Genomic DNA, 19,964 nt, shown 5'->3' with positions numbered 1-19,964 from the left:
AACCGGCGCCGGGGAAGATGAGAAGAAAGTTCGTGTACTTCACATGACTACTTTTGCTGCCCTCGGTGTGCCCAAAGCGCTGGTCGAGAACCTCGCCGCGCAGGGGATCACCGAACCATTCCCCATCCAGGTCAAGTCCCTCCCGGACTCCCTGGCCGGACGCGACGTCCTCGGACGCGGCCGCACCGGCTCGGGCAAGACCCTGGCCTTCGCCCTCCCGATGGTCTCCCGACTCGCCGAGCAGGAAGCGGCCTACCGCCGCAAGCCGGGACGGCCGCTGGCCCTCGTCCTCGCTCCGACGCGTGAGCTCGCCACCCAGATCAACGCCACCGTCGAGCCGCTCGCGAAGCAGCTCGGCCTCAACACCACCGTCATCTACGGCGGGGTGTCCCAGCAGCGCCAGGAGAAGGCCCTGCGCGCGGGCGTCGACATCGTCATCGCCTGCCCGGGCCGCCTCGAGGACCTGATGCGCCAGCGGCTCATCACGCTCGAGTCCGTGGAGATCACCATCCTCGACGAGGCGGACCACATGGCCGACCTCGGCTTCCTGCCCGTCGTGAAGAAGCTCCTCGACACCACGCCGAAGGACGGCCAGCGCCTGCTCTTCTCGGCCACCCTCGACAACGGCGTGGACAAGGTGGTCAACCGGTACATGACCAACCCCGTCACCCATTCGGTGGACGACCCGCAGGCCGCGGTCACCACCATGGAGCACCACGTGCTCATGGTCGGCGACCAGACGCAGAAGAAGCAGCTCATCGTGCAGCTCGCCTCGGGAACCGGGCGCCGCCTGCTGTTCATGCGCACCAAGCACCATGCCCGCAAGCTCGCGAAGACCCTGACCGACGCCGGCATCCCCGCCGTCGACCTCCACGGCAACCTGTCGCAGAACGCCCGCGACCGCAACCTCGCGGAGTTCTCCACGGGTGACGTCCGCGTGCTCGTCGCGACCGACGTCGCTGCGCGCGGCGTTCACGTCGACGACGTCGAGCTCGTCGTGCACGTGGACCCGCCCACCGAGCACAAGGCGTACCTGCACCGCTCGGGCCGGACGGCCCGGGCAGGCTCCTCGGGAACGGTGGTCACGATCACCCTGCCCGAGCAGAAGTCCGAGGTCCACAAGCTCATGAAGGCTGCCGGGGTGGATGTCGCGTTCGAGACCGTGCGGGCGACCTCGCCGCTCGTGCTGACCCTCACGGGTGACATCGCCGAGAAGATCGATCCGCGGACGCGTGCGGCCCTCCTCGCCCAGCGCGAGACGGTGCGCGGCGAAGGCACCTCGACCGGCGCGAACGCCGAGCGGAAGCGCGCGCGCCGCGGCTCGGCGTCGCCGTCGGCCGGTGGACGCGGCGGTCGTGGCGGCCGCGGACGCGTCTCCGCCGAGCCGCAGTCGGCCCAGGGCAACCGGGCCGAGCGCCGTAAGGACCAGCCCCAGGCGCCGCGGTTCGGCTCCGACACCGGGTCGGGGGCCAAGGCCGGGGGCTCGCGCCGCCGTTCGGAGGAGCCCCGCACGGCATCGGAGACGTCGACGCGCAGCCGGCGTCCCGCCTCGGGGCAGCGCGTGGGCGACGCCGTCCGCTGGTCCAGCACGTCCGCGCCCGCCGCGGGTGGCCAGCGCAGCCACGCGCCGTCGTCCGCCCCGCGCGCCGAGGGTGCCCGCCGTCCGGCCGGCTCCCGCAGGGCCAGCGCGCCGGCATCGAACGACCGCCGGACCCGCTAGCACCGGTTGCGCGATGAGGGACCGTACCCACCGGGTACGGTCCCTCCTGCGTTCCGGGCGAGCGCGCGGCGTGCCGTGTGCGGAACAATGGTGGGATGAACGCACTCCTGAACGTCATCTGGCTCCTGTTCGGCGGCATCTGGCTCGCGCTCGGCTACTTCCTCGCGGGAATCGTCTGCTGCCTCCTGATCGTGACCATCCCGTTCGGCATCGCCTCGTTCAGGATCGGCGTCTACGCCCTGTGGCCCTTCGGACAGACCGTCGTCAACCGGGGCGGCAGGGTCACGGCCGTGTCGAGCATCGGTAACGTGATCTGGCTGCTGGTCGCCGGGATCTGGATCGCCATCGGTCATGTGCTCACCGCCATCCCGATGTTCGTCAGCATCATCGGCATCCCCCTCGGGATCGCCAACCTGAAACTGATACCGGTGTCCCTCGCACCGCTCGGCAAGGTCATCGTCCCGTCGTCGGGAACCTATCTGCCGACCTACCGCTGATCCTGCGGCGGCGCGAGACCGGACCGATCGGGGTGTCGGGCGAGCGCAACCAGGCGAGGGCGGCGGCATCCACCTCGAAGTGCCGCACCTCGTAGGGTGGACGGTAGAGCTCGTCGTAGATCTCGAGCAGGAACCCGTCGATCAGGGACCGGCCCGTCACCGCCATGCGTGAGACCCAGCCCGTCTCGGCGAAGGCCGCCAGGGCGTTGCGGCTGATGGAGCGCATGTCCTGGGGGTGCACCAGCAGGGGGCGCGGTGCCGTCCCGGCCGAGCGCATGAACCCCATGATGTGCTCGGCGTCGCCGTCGGTGAGAGCGATGCAGGGCTGCCATTCGACCATGACGATGTCCGGTGGCACGTGGTGCGGCGTGAAGCGCGCACCCTGCGGGACGTGGTCCGCGAAGTCCATGCTGTCCTCCACCTGCGACGGTACTGGGTGCGGGCCGTCGTCGAACGACGAGGGGGCCGCTGCGCCGATGGCTGCAGCGGCCCCCTGGCCCTGTCCTACTCCTACTCCTACTCCTACTCCGCTCCGCTGACCGCCGAGGATCCGCCGGAGCCGTGCTGACCGGGCTTGTCGGCGTTCTTGAGGAGATCGCCGAGCAGGCCGATGATGTCCAGCCCGGTGGTGTCCTTGACCATCTGGGTGGTCTGCTGGACGCCGCTCGTGACGTTCTTGCTGAGCTGGCTCGCGCCGTCGGTGGAGACGACGGTCATGGTGTCGATGGCGGACATCGGCGCCGCGATCTCCCGCGCCATCGACGGCAGGACCTCGAGGACCTTCGACAGGATGGCCGCCTGGTTGAACTGCTTGTAGGCCTCGGCCTGGGCCGCGATACCGGCTGCCTCCGCCTTGCCGCGTGCCTCCGTGGACTGCGCCTCGGCAGCACCGCGTGACGCGATGACCGCCGCCTCCGCGCGACCCTTCGCCTCGTTGATGGCGGCCTCCGCGTTACCGCGCGCGGTGTTCGCGGCGGCGTCCGCCTCGGCGGCCACGCGATCACCTTCGGCGCTGAGCTTCCGCTTGGCGAGGTCGACGCGCGCTTCGATCTCGGTGGCCTCCGAGGCACGGCGGCGCTCTTCGAGCTTCGCGTCGGCCTGCTGGATGAGCCGGTATTTGTCGGCGTCCGCGGGCTTGCGGACCTCGGTGTCGAGCTCGCGCTCGCGCAGTTCCGCACGCCGCAGGGCGACCTGCTGCTCGCGGATGATGACCTGTTCGTTCTGCTCGGCCTGGGCCAAGGGGCCGGCGGCGTCGGCACGCGCCTGGCGGGCGTCCGCGGCTTCCTTGAGTTCGGCGCGACGGATGGTCAGCTGCTGCTGCGCCAGGGCGACCTGCTCGTCGGAGATGGCACGGGCCTGCTCCGATTCCTGCACCGAGCGGGCTTCGGCGATCTTCGCGTTGCGCTCCGCGGATGCGGCCTCGGGGCGCCCGAGGTTCTTCAGGTAGCCGGAGTCGTCGTCGACGGACTGGATCTGGAAGGTGTCGATCTCCAGGCCCTGGTTGTGCATGGAGTGCTCCGCCTCCTCCTTCACGCTCTTGGCGAAGGTGGCGCGGTCGCGGATGATCGACTCGACGGTCAGGGTTCCCACGATCGACCGCAGCGAGCCCGAGAGCGTCTCCTGCGTGTAGTGGTCGATGGCGTCCTGCTGGTTGAGGAAGCGCTGTGCGGCCTTGCGGACCGCGTCGGCGTCTCCGCCGACCTTGACCTGGGCGACGCCGGTGAGGTGCAGCTTGATCCCGTTGAGTGAGATGCCCTCGATGCGGAGGGACACCTGGCGGGACGCGAGCGAGAGCGGGTAGGCGCGCTGCGCGAAGGGGTTGATGAAGACGCGGCCGAAGACGACGCGCTGGCTGTCGACGTCGGGCTGGCCCTTGTTGTCCTTGGACGAGATGATCAGCGCCTGGTCGGGACTGGCGATATGGAGAGCCATTTTCGCGAGGATCGCCACGACGATGAGGACGACGACGAGGACGATGGCGCCGATGACGAACGGTATGAAGGAGAAATCCACTGCGACCCTTTCAACGGTCAACTGCTGGAACTGCGGAAGGCGGGACATGACACCGCCGGGAACCTCAACCTATGCGATGCATGATGCTTCTCTGACCCCCAAGCCGTGAAAGTGGACAAACCGTTACCTGCCCGGGATCAGGACCCCGCGCCCGCCAGGAACGCCTGCATGAGGGGCCCGCCGGAGGTGGATCCGAGCTCGCCCTCCTCGACGAAGACGGCCACGGCGAGGTCGCCCTGGATCGCGACGACCCATGCATGGGTCCGTGGCGGGGTCTCGCTGCCGAACTCGGCGGTGCCCGTCTTGGCCAGGACCGGCTCACCGGGGACGTCCTGCAGCAGTTGCGCACCGCCCTGGCCGACGACGGCAGCCATGAGCGCCTTCAGGGTCGCCGATTCGGCGCCGGTGAAGGCGGAGGGCGCAGCGTCCTCGTCCACCGAGGACGACGGCGACGTGGCTGCAGGGTCGGACGACGGGGAACCCGACGCCCCGTCCGTCGGCGGCGCCGCGTCATCGGTCGGGGCGTCGGAGGCGGCCGCATCCTCCGACCCGGGATCGAGCTCCGTCGATTCACCCGCCGCGAGCAGCGTGGGCGTCACGCGAACCCCTGCGCCGACGGACGCCGCCATGGTGGCGAGCGTCAGCGGCGAGACGAGGACCTCGCCCTGGCCGATCATGGCAGCGGCGTGTGCGGTACCCTCGGCCTCGGTGGGCACGGACCCGAAGAACGCCGGGGTGCCGATGGACGCTTCGACGCCGATCCCGAGGTCCGATGCCGCACGCGCGAGCTCCGCCTGCGTGATCTCGTCCCTTGCCGCGATGAATCCGGTGTTGCAGGACTGCGCGAAGGTCTCGAGCAGCGGGATGGTCCCGATGAACTGGGCGGGGAACGTCCCCGCGTTGTTGAACCGGCGGCCGTCCACGGTCACCTCCTCGGAGCACTCCGTGGGTGACTCGGGCGTGAAGCCCTGCCGGAGCAGCGCGAGGCTCGTGGCGACCTTGAAGGTGGATCCCGGCGGGTACTGGCCGAGCAGCGCCGTCTGCAGGCCCTCGCTGCCCGGTCCGTTCGCGGCGGCGAGGATCTCGCCCGTGCTGGGTCGGATGGCGACGATCGACGACGCCGAGGGTTCGTCGGCGAGGACGTCCTCCCCGAGGCTCTGGAGGCGCGGATCGAGGGTCGTGGCGAGATCCTCCCCGTCGACGGCGGGCTTCGCGAAGAGCCGCTGCGAGGGGGTGCCGGGGGTCTCCGCCGGGACGGCGTCCACCGCGAGGCCCGGCGTTCCGGCGAGCTGCTCGTTGTGCTGCAGCTGCAGTCCGCCGAGGCCCGTGATGTCACCTGCCCGGACGGCGCCGTCGGACTGCTCGACGAGCTCCTCCGTGGCCTCGCCGACGCTGCCGAGCAGTTCCCTGGCGAAGGTGCGGGTGGGTGCGAGTTCGAGGGTGTCCGCCTGGCGCAGGGCCCCGGGGATGGCGTCGATCTGTGCGTCGGTGACGGTACGCGTGGGATCGTCCCGCAGGACGAGGGCGACGACGAAGGCCTCTGCTCCCGCCTCCGCCACCTGCTGCTCGTAGGTCGCGGGGTCGAGCTCCAGCAGGGTGGCGAGCGCCCGGGCCGAAGCCGCCTGCTCCGCCTCCGGTACCTGCAGCTTGTCGATGCCGACGCGGATCACGGGTCGCTGTGTCACGATGACCTCGCCGCCGGCCCCGGTGATGTCGCCGCGGTCACTGGGCACGCTCGTCAGGGTGAGCTTCTCTCCGGGCAGCAGATCCGGGACGAAGACCCGGGGCTCCCACGCGGCCTGCCACACGTCCTCGACGCGCGTGAGGTCCGCCGTCGTGCTGTAGGTCCAGTCCTCGTCGCTCTCGTCGAGGTCCCACACGTAGTCGAGGGTCGCCGTCGCGGTGTCCTCGCCCGTCTCCTCGACGCCCGAGACGGAGACCTGCGGTGCTCCCGGGCCGAATCCCTCGGTGATCGCGGCGAGCTCGTCGGTGACCTCGGCGGGCTGCATCGAGGTGAAGGCGGACTGTGCGACGTCGAGCTGCGCGAGGCCGTCGGCGAGGGTGCCCGCCGCGTCCTCGGCCGTGGGGCGGTCGTCGGTGCAGGCTGCCAGCGTGAGGGCGAGGACTGCGGTCGTCAGGACGGCCGTGGCGCGGTGAAGTTTCCCCATGGGGCCCATTATGTCGGAGAAGCGCGGATGTGCCGTCCGGGACCTGCCGTACCGTCCTCGCGGCGGGATCGTGATCCACGATCCACCGGCGGACCATCGGGGTCAGCGGATGAAGGCCTTCGGTGCGCCGCCTGCGGACGCGATCGGCACCGCGTCGCCGCGCAGCGCGAGGACGAGGGCCACCGTCGCGGGGACGACGACGAGCGCGGCGGCCAGCGCGAGGGTCACGGCGTCGGGTGCGACGACGGACTGGCCCCGCTGCGCCTGGACGAACAGCGTGACCATCAGTCCGAGATAGGCCGCCGCGGAGGCGGCGACGATATGGCGTTGCCGACGCACCGTCAGCTGCAGTACGCCGCGACCGACCAGCCACGCGAGGACGAGGGCGACGAGCGGAACGGCCTGCAGGGCGTGGAGGCCGACGAAATGGGCGACGCGGCTGTCACCGTACTCGGTCGACCAGCCCAGCAGGGGCAGGCCCGGACCGCCGTCGATCGCACCGACGGTGTGGCCTCCCGTCACGGGCCCCGTCCCGGTCTGGCCGGACCGGGGACCGGTCATGACGTACCCGCTCAGGGCGCCGACGGTCATGAGGGTGACGGCCAGCTGGACCGCGAGCCCGAGTCCGCCGTCGAGCCGCCGCCGCGCGAGGACGACTCCGACGATGATGACGCCGATGGAGAAGATGCCGATGCCCGCACCCATGGCGGCCCAGAGGGCACCGTCCAGCGGTGTCGCGGTGTTGAAGTGGGAGGCCCTGCCACGTGCGGCCTGGACCACGAGGATGGCCAGCTCGGCGATCAGGGCCCAGCCGAGCACCTCGAGCGCCGCGCGGGTGGGCCGGCCGCGCTCGATCCGCCCGAAGATCCAGAGCATCACGGGCGCGAAGGCGATGAAGGACAGGGCGAACTTGAGCGGCTTGTTCCAGGCGGGGGCGCCGGCGACCAGCGTGGGATCGGCCACGGCGAGCACCGCGGCCACGGGCAGGACCGCGACGGCGCAGGCGAGCAGGACCATCAGCGCCGGGCTGACCCGCCATCCGGCCCGCAGCAGGGCGGTGTACCTCACGGAGCCACCGACTCCGGCAGGGCCGCGGCGCGGGCGTCGGTGCTCCGCAGCAGGTGGTGCTCCCGCCACGCCAGGAAGACGGGGAAGGTGAATGCGATGGCGACGACGAGGCTCAGGGGGACGAGGAGCCAGACGGCCCGTGACATGCCGAGCCGTCTGCCCTCGAGCACCATGAACATGCACGCGACGAACGCGACGACGATGACGTCGACGGCGGCCGACGAGGACGCGGCGCTCGCGAACCAGCCCGCCACGTAGTCCTCACCCGCCGCCATGGAGCGGAGGTTGAAGAACCAGGTGCCCGCGCCGCCGATGACGGCGAGGACCAGATAGGGGGTGCGCATCGAGTCTCCTCAGGTCGGGTGAACACTGTTCACACAGAGTAGGGTGAACAGTGTTCACCGCACAACCCCCCAGAGATGAGGTTCCTTCCGTGGCGACCACGCCCCTGACCCTGGACGCCCTGGTGGCGACGAGTCGCACCCTGCTGGTGGAAGGGGGGCCCGATGCGATCGTCGTCCGGGAGGTGGCCCGACGCCTCGGCGTCACCGCACCCGCGCTGTACCGGTACGTCCGGGGGCGTGACGACCTGCTGACCCTGCTGATCACCGCGTGCACCGACGAGGTCACCGCGGCGTGCCTGGACGCACTGAAGGCCTGCCCCCCGGACGACGTCGAGGGCCGGATCCGCGCCGCGACACTGGCCTTCCGCGCCTGGGCGCTGCAGCACCGGCCCGAGTTCGGCCTCGTCTATGGCACCCCACTGATGCACTACGCCGCGCCCGAGGGTGGCCCCACGGTGGACGCGGGGCAGCGCTTCGGTGGCCTCTTCGGCTCGCTCTTCGTCGAGGCGCTGGCGGCGGGCAGGCTCCGCACGGTCGACGACGGTGTCCTGTCGCCGGGCGTGCGCGCCTCGCTCGCCGCGACCGCATCCCGTCTCGGCCTGCCCATGCGTCCGGGGGAGGTCCGTCCCTTCATCGTCGGCTGGCACCGGATGCTCGGGATCGTCTCGGTCGAGGTCGCGGGGCATCTGCGCTGGGTGTTCGGCGAGGATGCCTCGGCCTTCGCCGAGGAGCAGCTCGAGGAACTCCTCGCCGACCTCCTGGTGCCGGTCGCGAGCTGACGAGGTGGCGTGCTTCCCGTTCACCCACGGCGAAGCGCGGGGCGCAACCCCTGCCGGCCAAAGTTGAGCCGAGTACACTCAATATAGTCCAGCGAACTGCACGACCAGGGGAGGAACCGCGCGTGGATACCAATTTCACCACCAAGAGCCGTGAGGTGCTGTCGGCGGCGGCCATGAACGCTTCCACGGCGGGCAACGCACAGATCGACGCACCGCACTTCCTCAAGGCGCTCATGGACCAGCGCGACGGCATCGCCGTCGCGCTCCTGAAGGCCGCCGGCGCCGACCCGGACACCATCAGTGTGCAGGCGAGCTCCGCCATCAAGGCCCTGCCGTCGTCGTCCGGCTCCTCCGTGGCGCAGCCGCAGTTCTCCCGCGGCGCGCTGAATGTCGTCAGCGCAGCCCAGCAGGAGGCGGAGACACTCGGCGACCAGTTCGTCTCGACCGAACACCTTCTGCTCGCCCTCTCCGCCGACGGCGGGGCCGCGGGTTCGATCCTCCGCGGTCTCGGGCTCACCCGCGAAGCGCTCGCCTCGGCCCTGCCCGGCGTGCGAGGCGACCGCCGCGTCACCACCCCCGACCCCGAGAACACCTTCCAGGCCCTCGAGAAGTTCGGCGTGGACCTCACGGAGGTGGCCCGGAGCGGCAAGCTGGACCCCGTGATCGGGCGGGACGCCGAGATCCGCCGCGTGGTCCAGGTCCTCAGCCGTCGCACCAAGAACAATCCCGTGCTCATCGGCGAGCCCGGCGTCGGCAAGACCGCCGTCGTCGAGGGCCTCGCCCAGCGCATGGTCGCCGGTGACGTCCCGGAGTCGCTGCGTGGAAAGACCCTCATCAGCCTCGACCTCGGGTCGATGATCGCCGGTGCGAAGTACCGTGGCGAGTTCGAGGAGCGGCTGAAGGCCGTGCTCGACGAGATCCGCTCGTCCGGCGGCCAGGTGGTCACGTTCATCGACGAACTCCATACCGTCGTCGGCGCCGGTGCCTCCGAGGGCTCCATGGACGCCGGCAACATGCTCAAGCCCATGCTGGCGCGCGGGGAACTGCGCCTCATCGGCGCGACGACGCTCGACGAGTACCGCGAGAACGTCGAGAAGGACCCGGCGCTGGAACGTCGGTTCCAGCAGGTGTACGTCGGCGAGCCGTCCGTGCCCGACACCATCGGGATCCTGCGCGGCCTGAAGCAGCGGTACGAGGCGCACCACAAGGTCTCCATCGCCGACTCCGCCCTGGTCGCGGCGGCCACCCTGTCCCAGCGCTACATTCCGGGCCGGCAGCTCCCCGACAAGGCGATCGACCTCGTCGACGAGGCGGCTTCACGCCTCCGCATGGAGATCGACTCCGCACCCGTGGAGATCGACGAGCTGCGCCGATCGCTGGAGCGCATGCACATGGAGGAGATGGCGCTCTCCCGGGAGAAGGACGAGGCGTCCGCCGAACGGCTGCAGGCGCTGCGCGCCGAGATGGCCGACCGCCAGGAGGAACTGGACGGACTCAATGCGCGGTGGGAGGCCGAGAAGGCAGGCCTGAACCGCGTGGGCGACCTCAAGGCCTCGCTCGACGACCTGCGCTCGCACGCCGATCGCGCCCAGCGGGAAGGCGACCTCGAGACGGCGTCGCGCATCCTCTACGGCGAGATTCCCCGGGTGGAGCGCGAGCTGCGGGAGGCCCAGGCCGCGGAGGAGCAGACGGCGAACACTCCCGAACTGATGGTCGCCGAGGAGGTCTCGGCGAACGACATCGCCGAGGTGATCTCCGCGTGGACGGGAATCCCCGCCGGGCGCATGCTGCAGGGGGAGAGCGAGAAGCTGCTCGCCATGGAGGAGGTCATCGGCGCCCGCCTGATCGGTCAGCGGACGGCGGTCGCGGCGGTCTCCGACGCCGTGCGGCGTGCCCGCGCCGGCGTGTCCGATCCGAACCGGCCCACGGGATCCTTCCTCTTCCTCGGTCCGACAGGCGTCGGCAAGACGGAACTCGCCAAGGCGCTCGCGGACTTCCTGTTCGACGACGAGCGGGCCATGATCCGGATCGACATGTCCGAGTACTCGGAGAAGCACTCCGTCGCGCGGCTGGTCGGTGCCCCGCCGGGGTACGTGGGCTACGAGGAGGGCGGGCAGCTCACCGAGGCCGTCCGCCGCCGGCCCTACAGCGTGGTGCTGCTCGACGAGGTGGAGAAGGCTCATCCCGAGGTCTTCGACCTGCTCCTGCAGGTGCTCGACGACGGTCGCCTCACCGATGGTCAGGGCCGCACGGTGGACTTCCGGAACGTCATCCTCGTGCTGACCTCGAACCTGGGGTCGCAGTTCCTCGTGGATCCGTCGCTCGACGACGCCGCGAAGCGGGCGGGAGTGATGGCCTCCGTCAACGCCGCCTTCCGGCCCGAGTTCCTCAACCGGCTCGACGACGTCGTGATCTTCGATCCGCTGGGCCTCGATGAGCTCTCGCGGATCGTCGACCTGCAGGTCCGGGCGCTGGGTGACAGGCTGCGCGACCGTCGGCTCGAGCTCGAGGTCAGTGCCGCCGCCGGGGAGTGGCTCGCCCTCACCGGGTTCGATCCGGCGTACGGAGCCCGGCCGCTGCGTCGGCTCGTGCAGCGCGAGATCGGCGACCGGTTGGCGCGAGGCATCCTGGCGGGTGAGATCGCCGACGGCGACACCGTCGTCGTGGACCGGCCCGGGGCGGACGCCCTGGACCCGGATGGAGCCGAGGGCCTGGTGGTCCGCGCCGCGCGCTGACCAGGGGGGAACCGGCCGAGCACGCACGAGGGGGAGGGACCGCAGGGTCCCTCCCCCTCGATCGTCCTGTCCCTAGGGGGTCAGGAGGCTCTGCGCGATCGTGTCACCGTCCTCCACGACCGCGAAGCAGTCGACGCGCCGGTCGCCGTCGGCCCACGTCTCGGCAGTGGGGGTCGCTCGCAGCAGGGTGACCTGCAGGTCGACCGTGACGACGTCCGGATCGATGTCCTCCGACGCAGAGGCGCAGGCGGCCTCCGCGCGGAGCCCGAGCTGGTCCCGTCCGGGGAAGTCGGCGTCCTCCGGGTACTCCTCGGTGGCCACGAGCTGTGCGTTGTGGGGCTCGGTGCACTGGACGAGCACAGCCTCCTCGGTGATCACGGTGAAGTCCGCGAGGCACTCACCCGCCGCGATCGACGAGGGGTCCACGCGGTCCTCGTCGTCGGACCCGCCGAAGAGGGCCACCAGCAACCACACCAGGAGGCCGAGGAGGACCACCCCTCCGCCGGTGACCAGGAGGAGGGGAAGGCCTCCGCGACGTGAGCGCGTACGGTCGCGCTTCGGGTGCCCGTCCGCCCCGCCCTCCGGCGTCGTGGGGTTCCAGGCCGTCGCACCCGGGGCGGACCGGCTGCCGTCGGATTCTCCCGACGGCCGCCCCGTGGTCAGTCCGGTGCCTCCTGCGGCTCCCGTGCCTCCTGCGGCGGCTACCGCGCCCACGGATGCAGGATCGGTGCCCGGATAGACGCCCGGATCGCCGAGGCCGACCTCGCCGCCGCGTGGGGCGAAGGCGTAGGGTCCGCCGACCGGATCCGTGTCCAGGGCTGCTTCCGCGCCCTCCGGACCGACCGCCGTCGTGCCGGGATGCAGTGCTCCTGCGTCGGTGTCAGGATCGCTGCCCTGCTCGATGTCTTGATCGATGTGTTGATCGACGCCCGCGTCGGCGTCCGAGTCGGTACCCGGATCGCTGTCCTGACCGACGCCCGGATCGGTGCCTTGACCGCTACCCGCGTCCGGACCCGGATCGACGCCCGGATCGCTGCCCTGCTCGGTCCCCGGTCGGCCTGCCGCTGCACCGTCGTGTCCTGCGCCGGCCGCAGCCTCCGGCTCGAGGCCGGGACGCCCCGGTTCCTGCTCCTCGTCACTCATGGTGGGTCGCTGTCTCCTCGTCGTTCCTTGGCTCGTGGTCGGGGCCCTCCGGCATCGATGTCGACTCTAGCGACAAACCCCCCGCCGTCACGGTCCTGTTCTCCCACCGGACGCCCGCGCGCCCGTCCGTGACGGACCGGGGCGTCGTGTCCGCACGTCGACCGACCGGCATGGGGGTGCCCTCGAAAGCATGTAACCTATACTTACGACAAATTGACCGAATACTCCGGGGCCTCGCTGCAGCCTTGGGCCTCGCGCCCCAGTGACCACCTCCGGATCGACGCAAAAAGGGGGTCACGCCATGGGGCGCGGCCGTCAAAAGGCAAAAGCTACCAAGCAGGCACGGGACATGAAGTACTTCAGCCCGTCCACTGATTATTCGGCACTGCAGCGAGAGCTCACAGGCCCGGGTAGTCGTGCTTCCACCCGACGTACCGAACCCATCGAGCCGGTCGAGCCTGACTACTCGGAATATGCGGACAAGTACGCCGACGAGGTCGACGACGACGGTGAGGGGAGCGGCACGCGCCGCACCGGCTGACCCGGCTCCGGCATCCACCGGTGAACCGCACACGGCGCATCAGCCCTGACGGGCGATGCGCCGTTCTGTGTGCCCGGAAGTCGACGAAGGGTGGCCTCGTGCTCCAGGCTCCACGCCGCGTCCGCGCACGCCGGGCCGCCCGGCACTGCCGCCGGGCAGACCGGGCGTCCTCGTCAGGCGGGTGAGGCGAGCAGGGGCTGGAAGGCCAGTTCGGCCGCCCCGACGAGGAGCAGCTCCGGCCCCAGTGCCGCGCGGCGGACGTCGACTCGCCCGGCCAGCGATGCCTCGTTCACCGCGTCCTCGAGGCGAGCGCCGGCGAAACCGACGAGTGAACCCAGGAAACCGCCGAGCACGATCAGCTCGGGGTCGAAGATGTTGACGAAGTCGACGAGGGCGACGGCGAGCAGGCCCACCTGCCGTTCCGCTTCGGCGAGGACCTCCTTGCCGGGGTCTCCGGACAGCAGGCGTTCCAGGGCCTCGATGCCTCCCCCGTCCGCTCCTGCCGCCTCCAGCAGGCGTTCCAGCCGCACCTCGGCGTCGAGGCAGCCGGACCGGCCGCAGTGGCAGGGAGATCCGCCCGGGCTGACGAGGGTGTGCCCCAGTTCGCCGCCGTACCCGCGGCTGCCGACCAGTTGCGCGCCAGCGGTCACGATCCCGCCGCCGATGCCGCTCGCGCTCCCATTGAGGTAGACGGCATCCGCAACACCGAGGGCGGCGCCGAAGATGCTCTCGGCCAGGGATCCGAGCGAGGCATCGTTCGCCGCCACGGCCGGCAGCGCCAGTGCCGAGCCGAAGGGTCCGGTGAGGTCGGTGTCCCGCCAGCCGAGGTGCGGCGCCACGAGGACGCGGCCGGTCCCGGCATTGACCAGCCCGGGCAGGGCGATCCCCACCCCGAGCAGGCGGTCGAGCCCTGCGAGGACGGGGTCGAGGTCGGCCACGATCTCCCCGGTGAGGCGGACGGTGTCGTCGAGGGTGGGCAGGGTGTCGGTCTCCCGCCGGACGCGAGCGTGCACCCGGCCGCCGAGCCCGACGACGCCGACCGTCAGGGCGTCGATGTCCGGATTGACGGCGAGGACGGCGATACCGGGGTTGGCCTCGACGATCGGGCTGGGCCGTCCCACGCGGCCGCCGGTGGGCTCCGTCTCCCGGACCAGGTTCTTCCCGGTCAGGGCGAGGACGAGGGCGCCGACCGTCGAGCGGTTGAAACCCGTGCGCCGGGTCAGCTCCGAGCGGGAGAGGGGGCCGTGGCGGTGGACCATCGTCAGGATCTGGGACAGGTTCTGCGCGCGGAGACCCTCGGTACCGTTCAGTGTGCCGGGTGACGACCGCACGTCCTGGCCTCCTTCGCTCCGCAGGAGGCCTCCGCCCACCTGATCAGGCCCCATCGTATCCAGACCCTCCACTTAGCCCCTGCCCGGGTGGCGGTCAGGCGCGCTGCTGGGCGGCCGTCGTCGCCCGTGCCGACCCCTCGGACGGGGCCGCGGTGCTCTGGCGGACCACCAGGCTGGTCGCGAGGTCGAGCCTCAGGTTGTTGGGCCGCTCGCCGTTCCGCAGCCGGAGGACCATCCGCGTGGCCTCCTCCGCCATCTGGATGAGCGGCTGGTGGACGGTGGTCAGGGCCGGGCTGGACCACTGCGCCAGCTGCAGGTCGTCGTACCCGACGATCGAGAGCTCGTCCGGCACGCGGAGGCCGATCTGACGGGCGGCGTCGAGCACGCCGAGCGCCTGCAGGTCGCTGCCCGCGAAGATGGCGGTGGGCGGGTGCGGCCTGCGGAGCAGGGTGAACGCGTGGTCGCGTCCGCCGTCCACGTGGAAGTTGCCGTACCGGATGAAGCCTGGTTCGATCGGCAGGCCGGCCATGCCCATCGCGGACCGGTAGCCGTCGATGCGTGCGAGGGAGCACATCATGTCCTCGGGGCCGCTGATGGTGGCGATCCTCGTGTGGCCCAGATCGATCAGGTGGCGCGTGGCCATCATGCCGCCCGACCAGTTCGCCGACCCGACGGACGGGACGTCGGGGGAGGGGTCGCCCGCGGGATCGATGATGACGAACGGGATGGAGCGGGCTGCCAGCTTGGCCCGATAGTCCTGCGGCAGGTCGGAGAAGACGAGCACGACGCCGGCGGGACGGCGGGCCATCACGCCCTCGATCCACTCCGGGCCGGGGGCGTGCCGCGTCCCTGACTCGGTCAGGACCACGCTCATCCCGTGTTCGCGCGCCACGTTCTCCACCCCGCGGATCAGCTCCAGCGCCCAGGCGCTCTCGAGCTCGTGGAAGACGAGTTCCACCAGGGCGGACTGACTGGCGGACACGAGGCGGCGCCGGTACCCATGCTCCTCGAGGAGCTCCTCAACTTTCGATCGGGTTTTCGAGGAGACGTCGGACCGGCCGTTCAGCACCTTGGAGATGGTGGAGAGGGAGACGCCCGCCGCAGTTGCCAGCTGGGCGAGGGTGACGCGCGGTTCTTCCGCCGGGATCGACATGCGGGACAGCTTACCTCGGCGCCTGAGCGCGATGCAGGCGCCGCCAGGTGCGGAGTATACCCCGCTGCGGAGAGGATCTCGTGCTGAGGCGTGACCGGCGGAAGCTCTCGACACCACCTGGCTATCGACGCAGATGTCAAAACTTTCGGACGGCGTTCACCCAGGAACTTCCGACCCTGGCTGTCCCGCAGCGCTGGCGGACGCCGCGGTGGGCCGTCCTGTGCCCCGGTGAACAGCCGGCGAATCCCCGCATCCGCGGTGGCGCCCGGTTCCGCCGCCGTGGTTGTCTGGCTTCATGACCTCCTACGACGACACCCCGCTGCCGGACGAAGCCCGTCTCCGCGAAAGGGCTGACGCCCTGACACAGCCGAGGCGCTCCTGGGACTCCGACGAGCAGGGCTGGATCCGCGAGAACCTCCGCGAGGCGATCGACCACCTCGTGAGCGAGGGCTACACGGTCCGCGGTGGCCAGGGCCAGGATCCCGAGCTGATCGACCCCGGCGGGTCGGCCGTGGAGACCTGGCGTGAGGACTACCCCTACGACGAGCGCGTCACGCGACAGGCCTACGAGCTGGAGAAGTACCGGTTGCAGATCGAGCTACTCAAGTTCCAGTACTGGGGGCAGGACCACGACCTGCGGCACGTGATCGTCTTCGAGGGCAGGGATGCCGCGGGCAAGGGCGGCACCATCAAACGGTTCTCCGAGCACCTCAATCCGCGTGCTGCACGGTCCGTGGCGCTGGGCAAGCCGTCGGACCGGGAACAGGGCCAGTGGTACTTCCAGCGCTACGTCCAGCATCTGCCGACCACCGGGGAGATCGTGATGTTCGACCGCTCCTGGTACAACCGGGCGAATGTGGAGCGGGTCATGAGGTTCTGCACGGACGACGAGTACGAGACCTTCATGCAGCAGGTACCCGGCTACGAGAAGATGCTGGTGGATTCCGGGATCCATCTCACGAAGTTCTGGTTCTCTGTCACCCGTCGCGAGCAGCGGACCCGCTTCGCCATCCGGCAGATCGATCCCGTGCGCCGGTGGAAGCTGTCCCCCATGGATCTCGCGTCCCTCGATCGCTGGGACGACTACACCGCGGCGAAGGAGGCGATGTTCCTGCGGACGGACACCGATCATGCGCCCTGGATCACGGTACGGTCGAACGACAAGAAGCGTGCGCGGCTCAACGCCATGCGCTACTTCCTGAACCAGTTCGACTACGAGGACAAGGATCCGGACGTGGTGTACGGAGCGGATCCGCTGATCGTCCAGCGCGGCCGCGACGCCGTGGGTGACTAGCGCCCGTGCGGCCGATCCTGATCCGGCACGGCCAGACCCCGAGCAATGTAGTCGGAGCGCTGGATACGGCGTTCCCCGGAGCGCCACTCACGGACCTCGGCGAAGCACAGGCCGCGGCTCTTCCAGCGGCCCTGGCCCATGAGCCGATCGCCGGCATCCATGCCTCGCCCCTGGTGCGTACCCAGCTCACCGCAGCGCCCCTCGGCGCTGCGCGGTCCCTGTCGGGACAGGTGGTGCCCGGGCTCGAGGAGATCACGGCGGGTGCCCTGGAGATGCGCGCGGACGAGGCGGCCCGCCAGGAGTACGCTGCCTGCCTGGTCGGCTGGATGCACGGCGACCTCGACCGGACGCTCCCCGGCGGGGCGGACGGGCACGGCTTCCTCGAACGGTTCGATGCCGCGATAGGTCGCCTCGCCCGGTCATACCCCGATCAGCGCACTGTCGCCGTCATCACCCACGGTGCAGCGATCCGCGTCTACACGGCCATCCGCACCGGGATGCACGGCGACCTGGCCGCGCAGCTCGACATCCGGGACACGGGCGCCGCAGTTCTCGACGGGTGCCCGACCGTCGGCTGGCACCTGGAGGCATGGCACCCCGAACCGCTCGGTGGCCCGCGGCCGGCGGACCACTCGGCCACCGACGTGACAGGCGAGAGTGCGGAGCAGGTCGCCGAGGAGTCGCCGCACCCCGGCTGAGGCGGGAGGTGCGGGAGGCCTCGCAGGCGACGGCACTCCAAGCATGCCGATGGACCCTTGGCAAGCGGCACTGACGGTCGGATCGCGGCTGCGCTGCGGACAACGCCCTCCTGCGGCTGACGATCGGCGCGCAGGGACGCGCCGATCGGTCCGTCCGGAGCGTCGAGCGGCTTGAAGGTGCACGGCGGGCAACTTAAGGAGCTTGCGCGGACCAGCACCACTGCGTCACGGTAGTAAGCAGACTGATCATCTCGATCCGGAGCAGAAGCCGGCCGGGCTGGTCATCCCTACTCACCAAGGAGCGCGAGCATCATGTCAGCAGCAGAGAACACGTCGGGTGCGAGCACCCCGAAGAGCCGGCGGAACGACGTCGTCGCGGCGGAGAAGGAGCAGTTCGGCGGCATCAAGTTCGGGTCGGCGTTCTTCGGATGGCTGACGGCGATCGGCCTGACCGTCATCCTCAGCGCGTTGGCGACGGCGATCGGCGTCGGCATCGGGGCCTCCACTTCCAGCAGCGCGAACGAGGCGGCCGACCAGGCCCAGCAGAACGCCCAGACCATCGGGATCGTGAGCGGGATCGTCCTCGCCGTGATCCTGTTCATCGCCTACTACTGCGGCGGGTACGTGGCCGGCCGGATGGCCCGGTTCGACGGCGCCAAGCAGGGCCTCGCCGTCTGGCTGTGGGGCATCATCGTCGCGATCGTCCTCGCGATCCTCGCCGCGGTCGCCGGCGACCAGTTCAACGTGCTCTCGAACCTCAACGGTGCGCCCAGCATCCGCTTCGACCGGGACACGCTGACCGCCAGCGGCCTCATCGCCCTGGCCATCGCCATCCTCATCCCGCTCGTCGCGGCGATCCTCGGTGGCAAGGCGGGCATGCACTTCCACCGCAAGGTCGACCAGGTCGGCATCGACCACCAGACCCACCGGTAGGCTGCGCGGGCCTCGAGAGCAGAAAGGCACCCCCGGTCGGGGGTGCCTTTCCGTTGTACGCGGGCTGTCAGAACGAGAGCGACGCCAGGGCTGACCGGTACTGCTCGCGGATCACCGGCCGGTGGTCCGACGCACGGTCCTCGAGGGTGGCGACCGGCCAGGCCGGCCGTGCTCCGGCGAGGACCCACGCCGCCTGGACCGCCGCGCCCCGCGCCACGTACTCCCCGGGCGCCGGGATGCGGACGGGCAGGTCGAAGACCTGTGCGGCCACGTCCTGGACCGCTCCGTTCTGGGTGGCGCCGCCGATCAGCAGGAGGTGCCGGGGGACGACGCCGGCTGCACGGACGGCGTCCAGTGCGTCCGCCAGGCCGCAGAGCATGCCCTCGATGGCGGCACGGGCCATGTTCCCCCGGGTGGCCGAGGCGATGCTCAGGTTGTGGAAGCTCGCCTTGGCCGTCGGCAGGTTGGGTGTGCGCTCACCCTCGAAGTAGGGGACGAGGACGACGCCCCCTGCCCCCGGTCCGGCGCTGCGGGCAAGCTCCGCGAGTCCGTCGTGATCGACCCCCAGCACGTTCGCGACGGACGAGAGGACCCGCGCGGCGTTGAGCGTCGCCACGAGGGGCAGGAACAGCCCGCTGGCATCGGCGAAGCCGGCCACGGTCCCGGACGCGTCCGCCACGGCGTCCGCGGCGACGGCGAAGACCGTGCCGCTGGTCCCGAGGGACACGACGACGTCCCCCTCCTCCGCGCCGAGCCCCAGGGCGGCGCCGGCGTTGTCGCCCGCGCCGGGTCCGAGGACGATGCGCCGGTCGGCCGACGCGAGGTGGGCGGCGTGCACCGTCCCAGCTGCAGCGGCAGGTCCCAGCACGCGCGGAACTACGACGGCGTCCGGGTCCCCGGCGTCCCCGGCCTGCGCCTCGCGGGCCGGGCGGCCCAGCATCTGCTCGAAGAGCGCGAGGTCGTACTCCCCGGTGGTCGGATTCCAGTAGGCGGTGCCGCTCGCGTCCGAGCGGTCGGTCACGAGCTCGTCGAGCACCGGTCCGAGCGGCGACCCGCCGTCGGGTCCGAAGCCACGCAGCCGCCAGGTCAGCCAGTCGTGCGGCAGGGCCACGGCGGCGATGCCCGGGACGACGTCGGGTTCGGCGTCGCGGACCCACCGCACCTTCGTCCCGGTGAAGGACGCCACGGGAGCGGACCCGGTACGGGCGACCAGGTCCGCCAGACCGAGTTCACCGATCAGGTCCTCGGCAGCACCCGCGGACCGGGTGTCGTTCCACAGGAGCGCGTCCCGCAGCACCCGGCCGTCACGACCGAGCAGCACCATGCCGTGCTGCTGGCCGGCGATCGCCAGGGCGTCGACGTCGGAGCCGAGGCCGTCCGCCTCTTCCAGCGCGGTGAGCAGTGCCTGCCACCACGCCTCCGGGTCGACCTCCGTGCCCTCCGGGTGGAGGGCACGTCCGGTGCGGACCTCGGCGCCGGTCGCGGTGTCGACGACGACGACCTTGCAGCTCTGCGTCGAGGAGTCGACGCCGGTGACGAGGGCCATG

The 19,964-nt window shown here is 70.8% G+C and carries 17 protein-coding genes; 8 read left to right on the top strand and 9 right to left on the bottom strand.

Features of this window, described 5'->3' with window-relative positions; genetic code table 11:
- The first annotated feature begins 43 nt into the window (after positions 1-43).
- Positions 44-1,720 carry a DEAD/DEAH box helicase gene (locus FNH21_RS05340; protein ID WP_152812825.1) on the top strand — a complete coding sequence of 559 codons (1,677 nt, stop codon included), beginning with the start codon at positions 44-46 and terminating at the stop codon, positions 1,718-1,720.
- A 95-nt stretch (positions 1,721-1,815) separates the two neighbouring features.
- A complete protein-coding gene (locus tag FNH21_RS05335; protein WP_152812823.1) occupies positions 1,816-2,217 on the top strand; it encodes a YccF domain-containing protein in 402 nt (133 codons plus the stop codon).
- On the opposite strand, the gene FNH21_RS05330 is transcribed toward FNH21_RS05335, so the two are convergent.
- The 5 genes from FNH21_RS05330 to FNH21_RS05310 all read right to left on the bottom strand — a co-directional run bounded on the left by FNH21_RS05330 (position 2,174) and on the right by FNH21_RS05310 (position 7,810).
- A complete protein-coding gene (locus FNH21_RS05330) occupies positions 2,174-2,626 on the bottom strand; it encodes a DUF7793 family protein (protein WP_152812821.1) in 453 nt (150 codons plus the stop codon). The genes FNH21_RS05335 and FNH21_RS05330 overlap by 44 nt on opposite strands.
- Before the next feature lie 113 nt (positions 2,627-2,739).
- Complete coding sequence (locus FNH21_RS05325; RefSeq protein ID WP_338403161.1) at positions 2,740-4,230, bottom strand: flotillin family protein; 1,491 nt, start codon at positions 4,228-4,230, stop codon at positions 2,740-2,742.
- A gap of 137 nt (positions 4,231-4,367) precedes the next feature.
- Entirely contained in the window at positions 4,368-6,398 is a 2,031-nt protein-coding gene (locus tag FNH21_RS05320; protein ID WP_152812817.1) for a penicillin-binding transpeptidase domain-containing protein, read from the bottom strand.
- Between the two features lie 102 nt (positions 6,399-6,500).
- Positions 6,501-7,466, bottom strand: coding sequence for a hypothetical protein (locus FNH21_RS05315; protein ID WP_152812815.1), 966 nt, complete (start codon positions 7,464-7,466; stop codon positions 6,501-6,503).
- Positions 7,463-7,810 (bottom strand): DUF2834 domain-containing protein, encoded by a 348-nt coding sequence (locus tag FNH21_RS05310; RefSeq protein WP_152812813.1) that lies wholly within the window; start codon positions 7,808-7,810, stop codon positions 7,463-7,465. Before FNH21_RS05310 ends, FNH21_RS05315 begins: the two co-directional genes overlap by 4 nt.
- Positions 7,811-7,899: 89 nt before the next feature.
- Between FNH21_RS05310 and FNH21_RS05305 the strand changes: the two genes are divergently transcribed.
- Both FNH21_RS05305 and clpB read left to right on the top strand, forming a co-directional pair.
- Positions 7,900-8,589, top strand: a complete 690-nt coding sequence (locus tag FNH21_RS05305; RefSeq protein ID WP_152812811.1) for a WHG domain-containing protein — start codon at positions 7,900-7,902, stop codon at positions 8,587-8,589.
- A gap of 122 nt (positions 8,590-8,711) precedes the next feature.
- Positions 8,712-11,324: an ATP-dependent chaperone ClpB gene (gene clpB, locus FNH21_RS05300; protein WP_191931640.1), complete on the top strand. Its 2,613-nt coding sequence runs from the start codon at positions 8,712-8,714 to the stop codon at positions 11,322-11,324.
- Between the two features lie 72 nt (positions 11,325-11,396).
- Here clpB and FNH21_RS05295 read toward each other — a convergent pair whose 3' ends face one another.
- On the bottom strand, positions 11,397-12,467 hold the full coding sequence (locus FNH21_RS05295; protein WP_152812809.1) for a septum formation family protein: 1,071 nt from the start codon (positions 12,465-12,467) through the stop codon (positions 11,397-11,399).
- 301 nt (positions 12,468-12,768) lie between these two features.
- Between FNH21_RS05295 and FNH21_RS05290 the strand changes: the two genes are divergently transcribed.
- The gene (locus FNH21_RS05290) at positions 12,769-13,008 is read left to right on the top strand and encodes a DUF3073 domain-containing protein (protein WP_055767377.1); all 240 of its coding nucleotides are present in this window, start codon (positions 12,769-12,771) and stop codon (positions 13,006-13,008) included.
- Between the two features lie 173 nt (positions 13,009-13,181).
- On the opposite strand, the gene FNH21_RS05285 is transcribed toward FNH21_RS05290, so the two are convergent.
- Both FNH21_RS05285 and FNH21_RS05280 read right to left on the bottom strand, forming a co-directional pair.
- Entirely contained in the window at positions 13,182-14,339 is a 1,158-nt protein-coding gene (locus tag FNH21_RS05285) for an ROK family protein (protein ID WP_338403160.1), read from the bottom strand.
- A 94-nt stretch (positions 14,340-14,433) separates the two neighbouring features.
- Positions 14,434-15,492 carry a LacI family DNA-binding transcriptional regulator gene (locus FNH21_RS05280; RefSeq protein ID WP_152812805.1) on the bottom strand — a complete coding sequence of 353 codons (1,059 nt, stop codon included), beginning with the start codon at positions 15,490-15,492 and terminating at the stop codon, positions 14,434-14,436.
- 295 nt (positions 15,493-15,787) lie between these two features.
- On the opposite strand from FNH21_RS05280, the gene ppk2 reads away from it, so the two are divergent.
- The 3 genes from ppk2 (at position 15,788) to FNH21_RS05265 (ending at position 18,417) form a co-directional block, all read left to right on the top strand.
- On the top strand, positions 15,788-16,786 hold the full coding sequence (ppk2, locus tag FNH21_RS05275; RefSeq protein WP_152812803.1) for a polyphosphate kinase 2: 999 nt from the start codon (positions 15,788-15,790) through the stop codon (positions 16,784-16,786).
- Between the two features lie 5 nt (positions 16,787-16,791).
- Positions 16,792-17,484 carry a histidine phosphatase family protein gene (locus tag FNH21_RS05270; protein WP_191931639.1) on the top strand — a complete coding sequence of 231 codons (693 nt, stop codon included), beginning with the start codon at positions 16,792-16,794 and terminating at the stop codon, positions 17,482-17,484.
- 312 nt (positions 17,485-17,796) lie between these two features.
- The gene (locus tag FNH21_RS05265; RefSeq protein ID WP_152812801.1) at positions 17,797-18,417 is read left to right on the top strand and encodes a hypothetical protein; all 621 of its coding nucleotides are present in this window, start codon (positions 17,797-17,799) and stop codon (positions 18,415-18,417) included.
- A 67-nt stretch (positions 18,418-18,484) separates the two neighbouring features.
- On the opposite strand, the gene FNH21_RS05260 is transcribed toward FNH21_RS05265, so the two are convergent.
- Entirely contained in the window at positions 18,485-19,963 is a 1,479-nt protein-coding gene (locus FNH21_RS05260) for a xylulokinase (protein WP_152812799.1), read from the bottom strand.
- Position 19,964 lies beyond the last annotated feature (1 nt).

Source organism: Arthrobacter bussei (assembly GCF_009377195.2).
Classification (GTDB): domain Bacteria; phylum Actinomycetota; class Actinomycetes; order Actinomycetales; family Micrococcaceae; genus Arthrobacter_D; species Arthrobacter_D bussei.
The sequence above is the reverse complement of the archived record's forward strand: the minus strand, read 5'-3'. Positions and strand labels throughout refer to the sequence as shown.

Excerpts from the sequence above, each read along its gene's own strand:
- FNH21_RS05340 (WP_152812825.1), top strand. The coding sequence starts at position 44 with ATGACTACTTTTGCTGCCCTCGGTGTGCCCAAAGCGCTGGTCGAGAAC.
- FNH21_RS05335 (WP_152812823.1), top strand. The coding sequence starts at position 1,816 with ATGAACGCACTCCTGAACGTCATCTGGCTCCTGTTCGGCGGCATCTGG.
- FNH21_RS05330 (WP_152812821.1), bottom strand. The coding sequence starts at position 2,626 with ATGGACTTCGCGGACCACGTCCCGCAGGGTGCGCGCTTCACGCCGCAC.
- FNH21_RS05320 (WP_152812817.1), bottom strand. The coding sequence starts at position 6,398 with ATGGGGAAACTTCACCGCGCCACGGCCGTCCTGACGACCGCAGTCCTC.
- FNH21_RS05310 (WP_152812813.1), bottom strand. The coding sequence starts at position 7,810 with ATGCGCACCCCCTATCTGGTCCTCGCCGTCATCGGCGGCGCGGGCACC.
- FNH21_RS05295 (WP_152812809.1), bottom strand. The coding sequence starts at position 12,467 with ATGAGTGACGAGGAGCAGGAACCGGGGCGTCCCGGCCTCGAGCCGGAG.
- FNH21_RS05290 (WP_055767377.1), top strand. The coding sequence starts at position 12,769 with ATGGGGCGCGGCCGTCAAAAGGCAAAAGCTACCAAGCAGGCACGGGAC.
- FNH21_RS05280 (WP_152812805.1), bottom strand. The coding sequence starts at position 15,492 with ATGTCGATCCCGGCGGAAGAACCGCGCGTCACCCTCGCCCAGCTGGCA.
- ppk2 (WP_152812803.1), top strand. The coding sequence starts at position 15,788 with ATGACCTCCTACGACGACACCCCGCTGCCGGACGAAGCCCGTCTCCGC.
- FNH21_RS05265 (WP_152812801.1), top strand. The coding sequence starts at position 17,797 with ATGTCAGCAGCAGAGAACACGTCGGGTGCGAGCACCCCGAAGAGCCGG.
- FNH21_RS05260 (WP_152812799.1), bottom strand. The coding sequence starts at position 19,963 with ATGGCCCTCGTCACCGGCGTCGACTCCTCGACGCAGAGCTGCAAGGTC.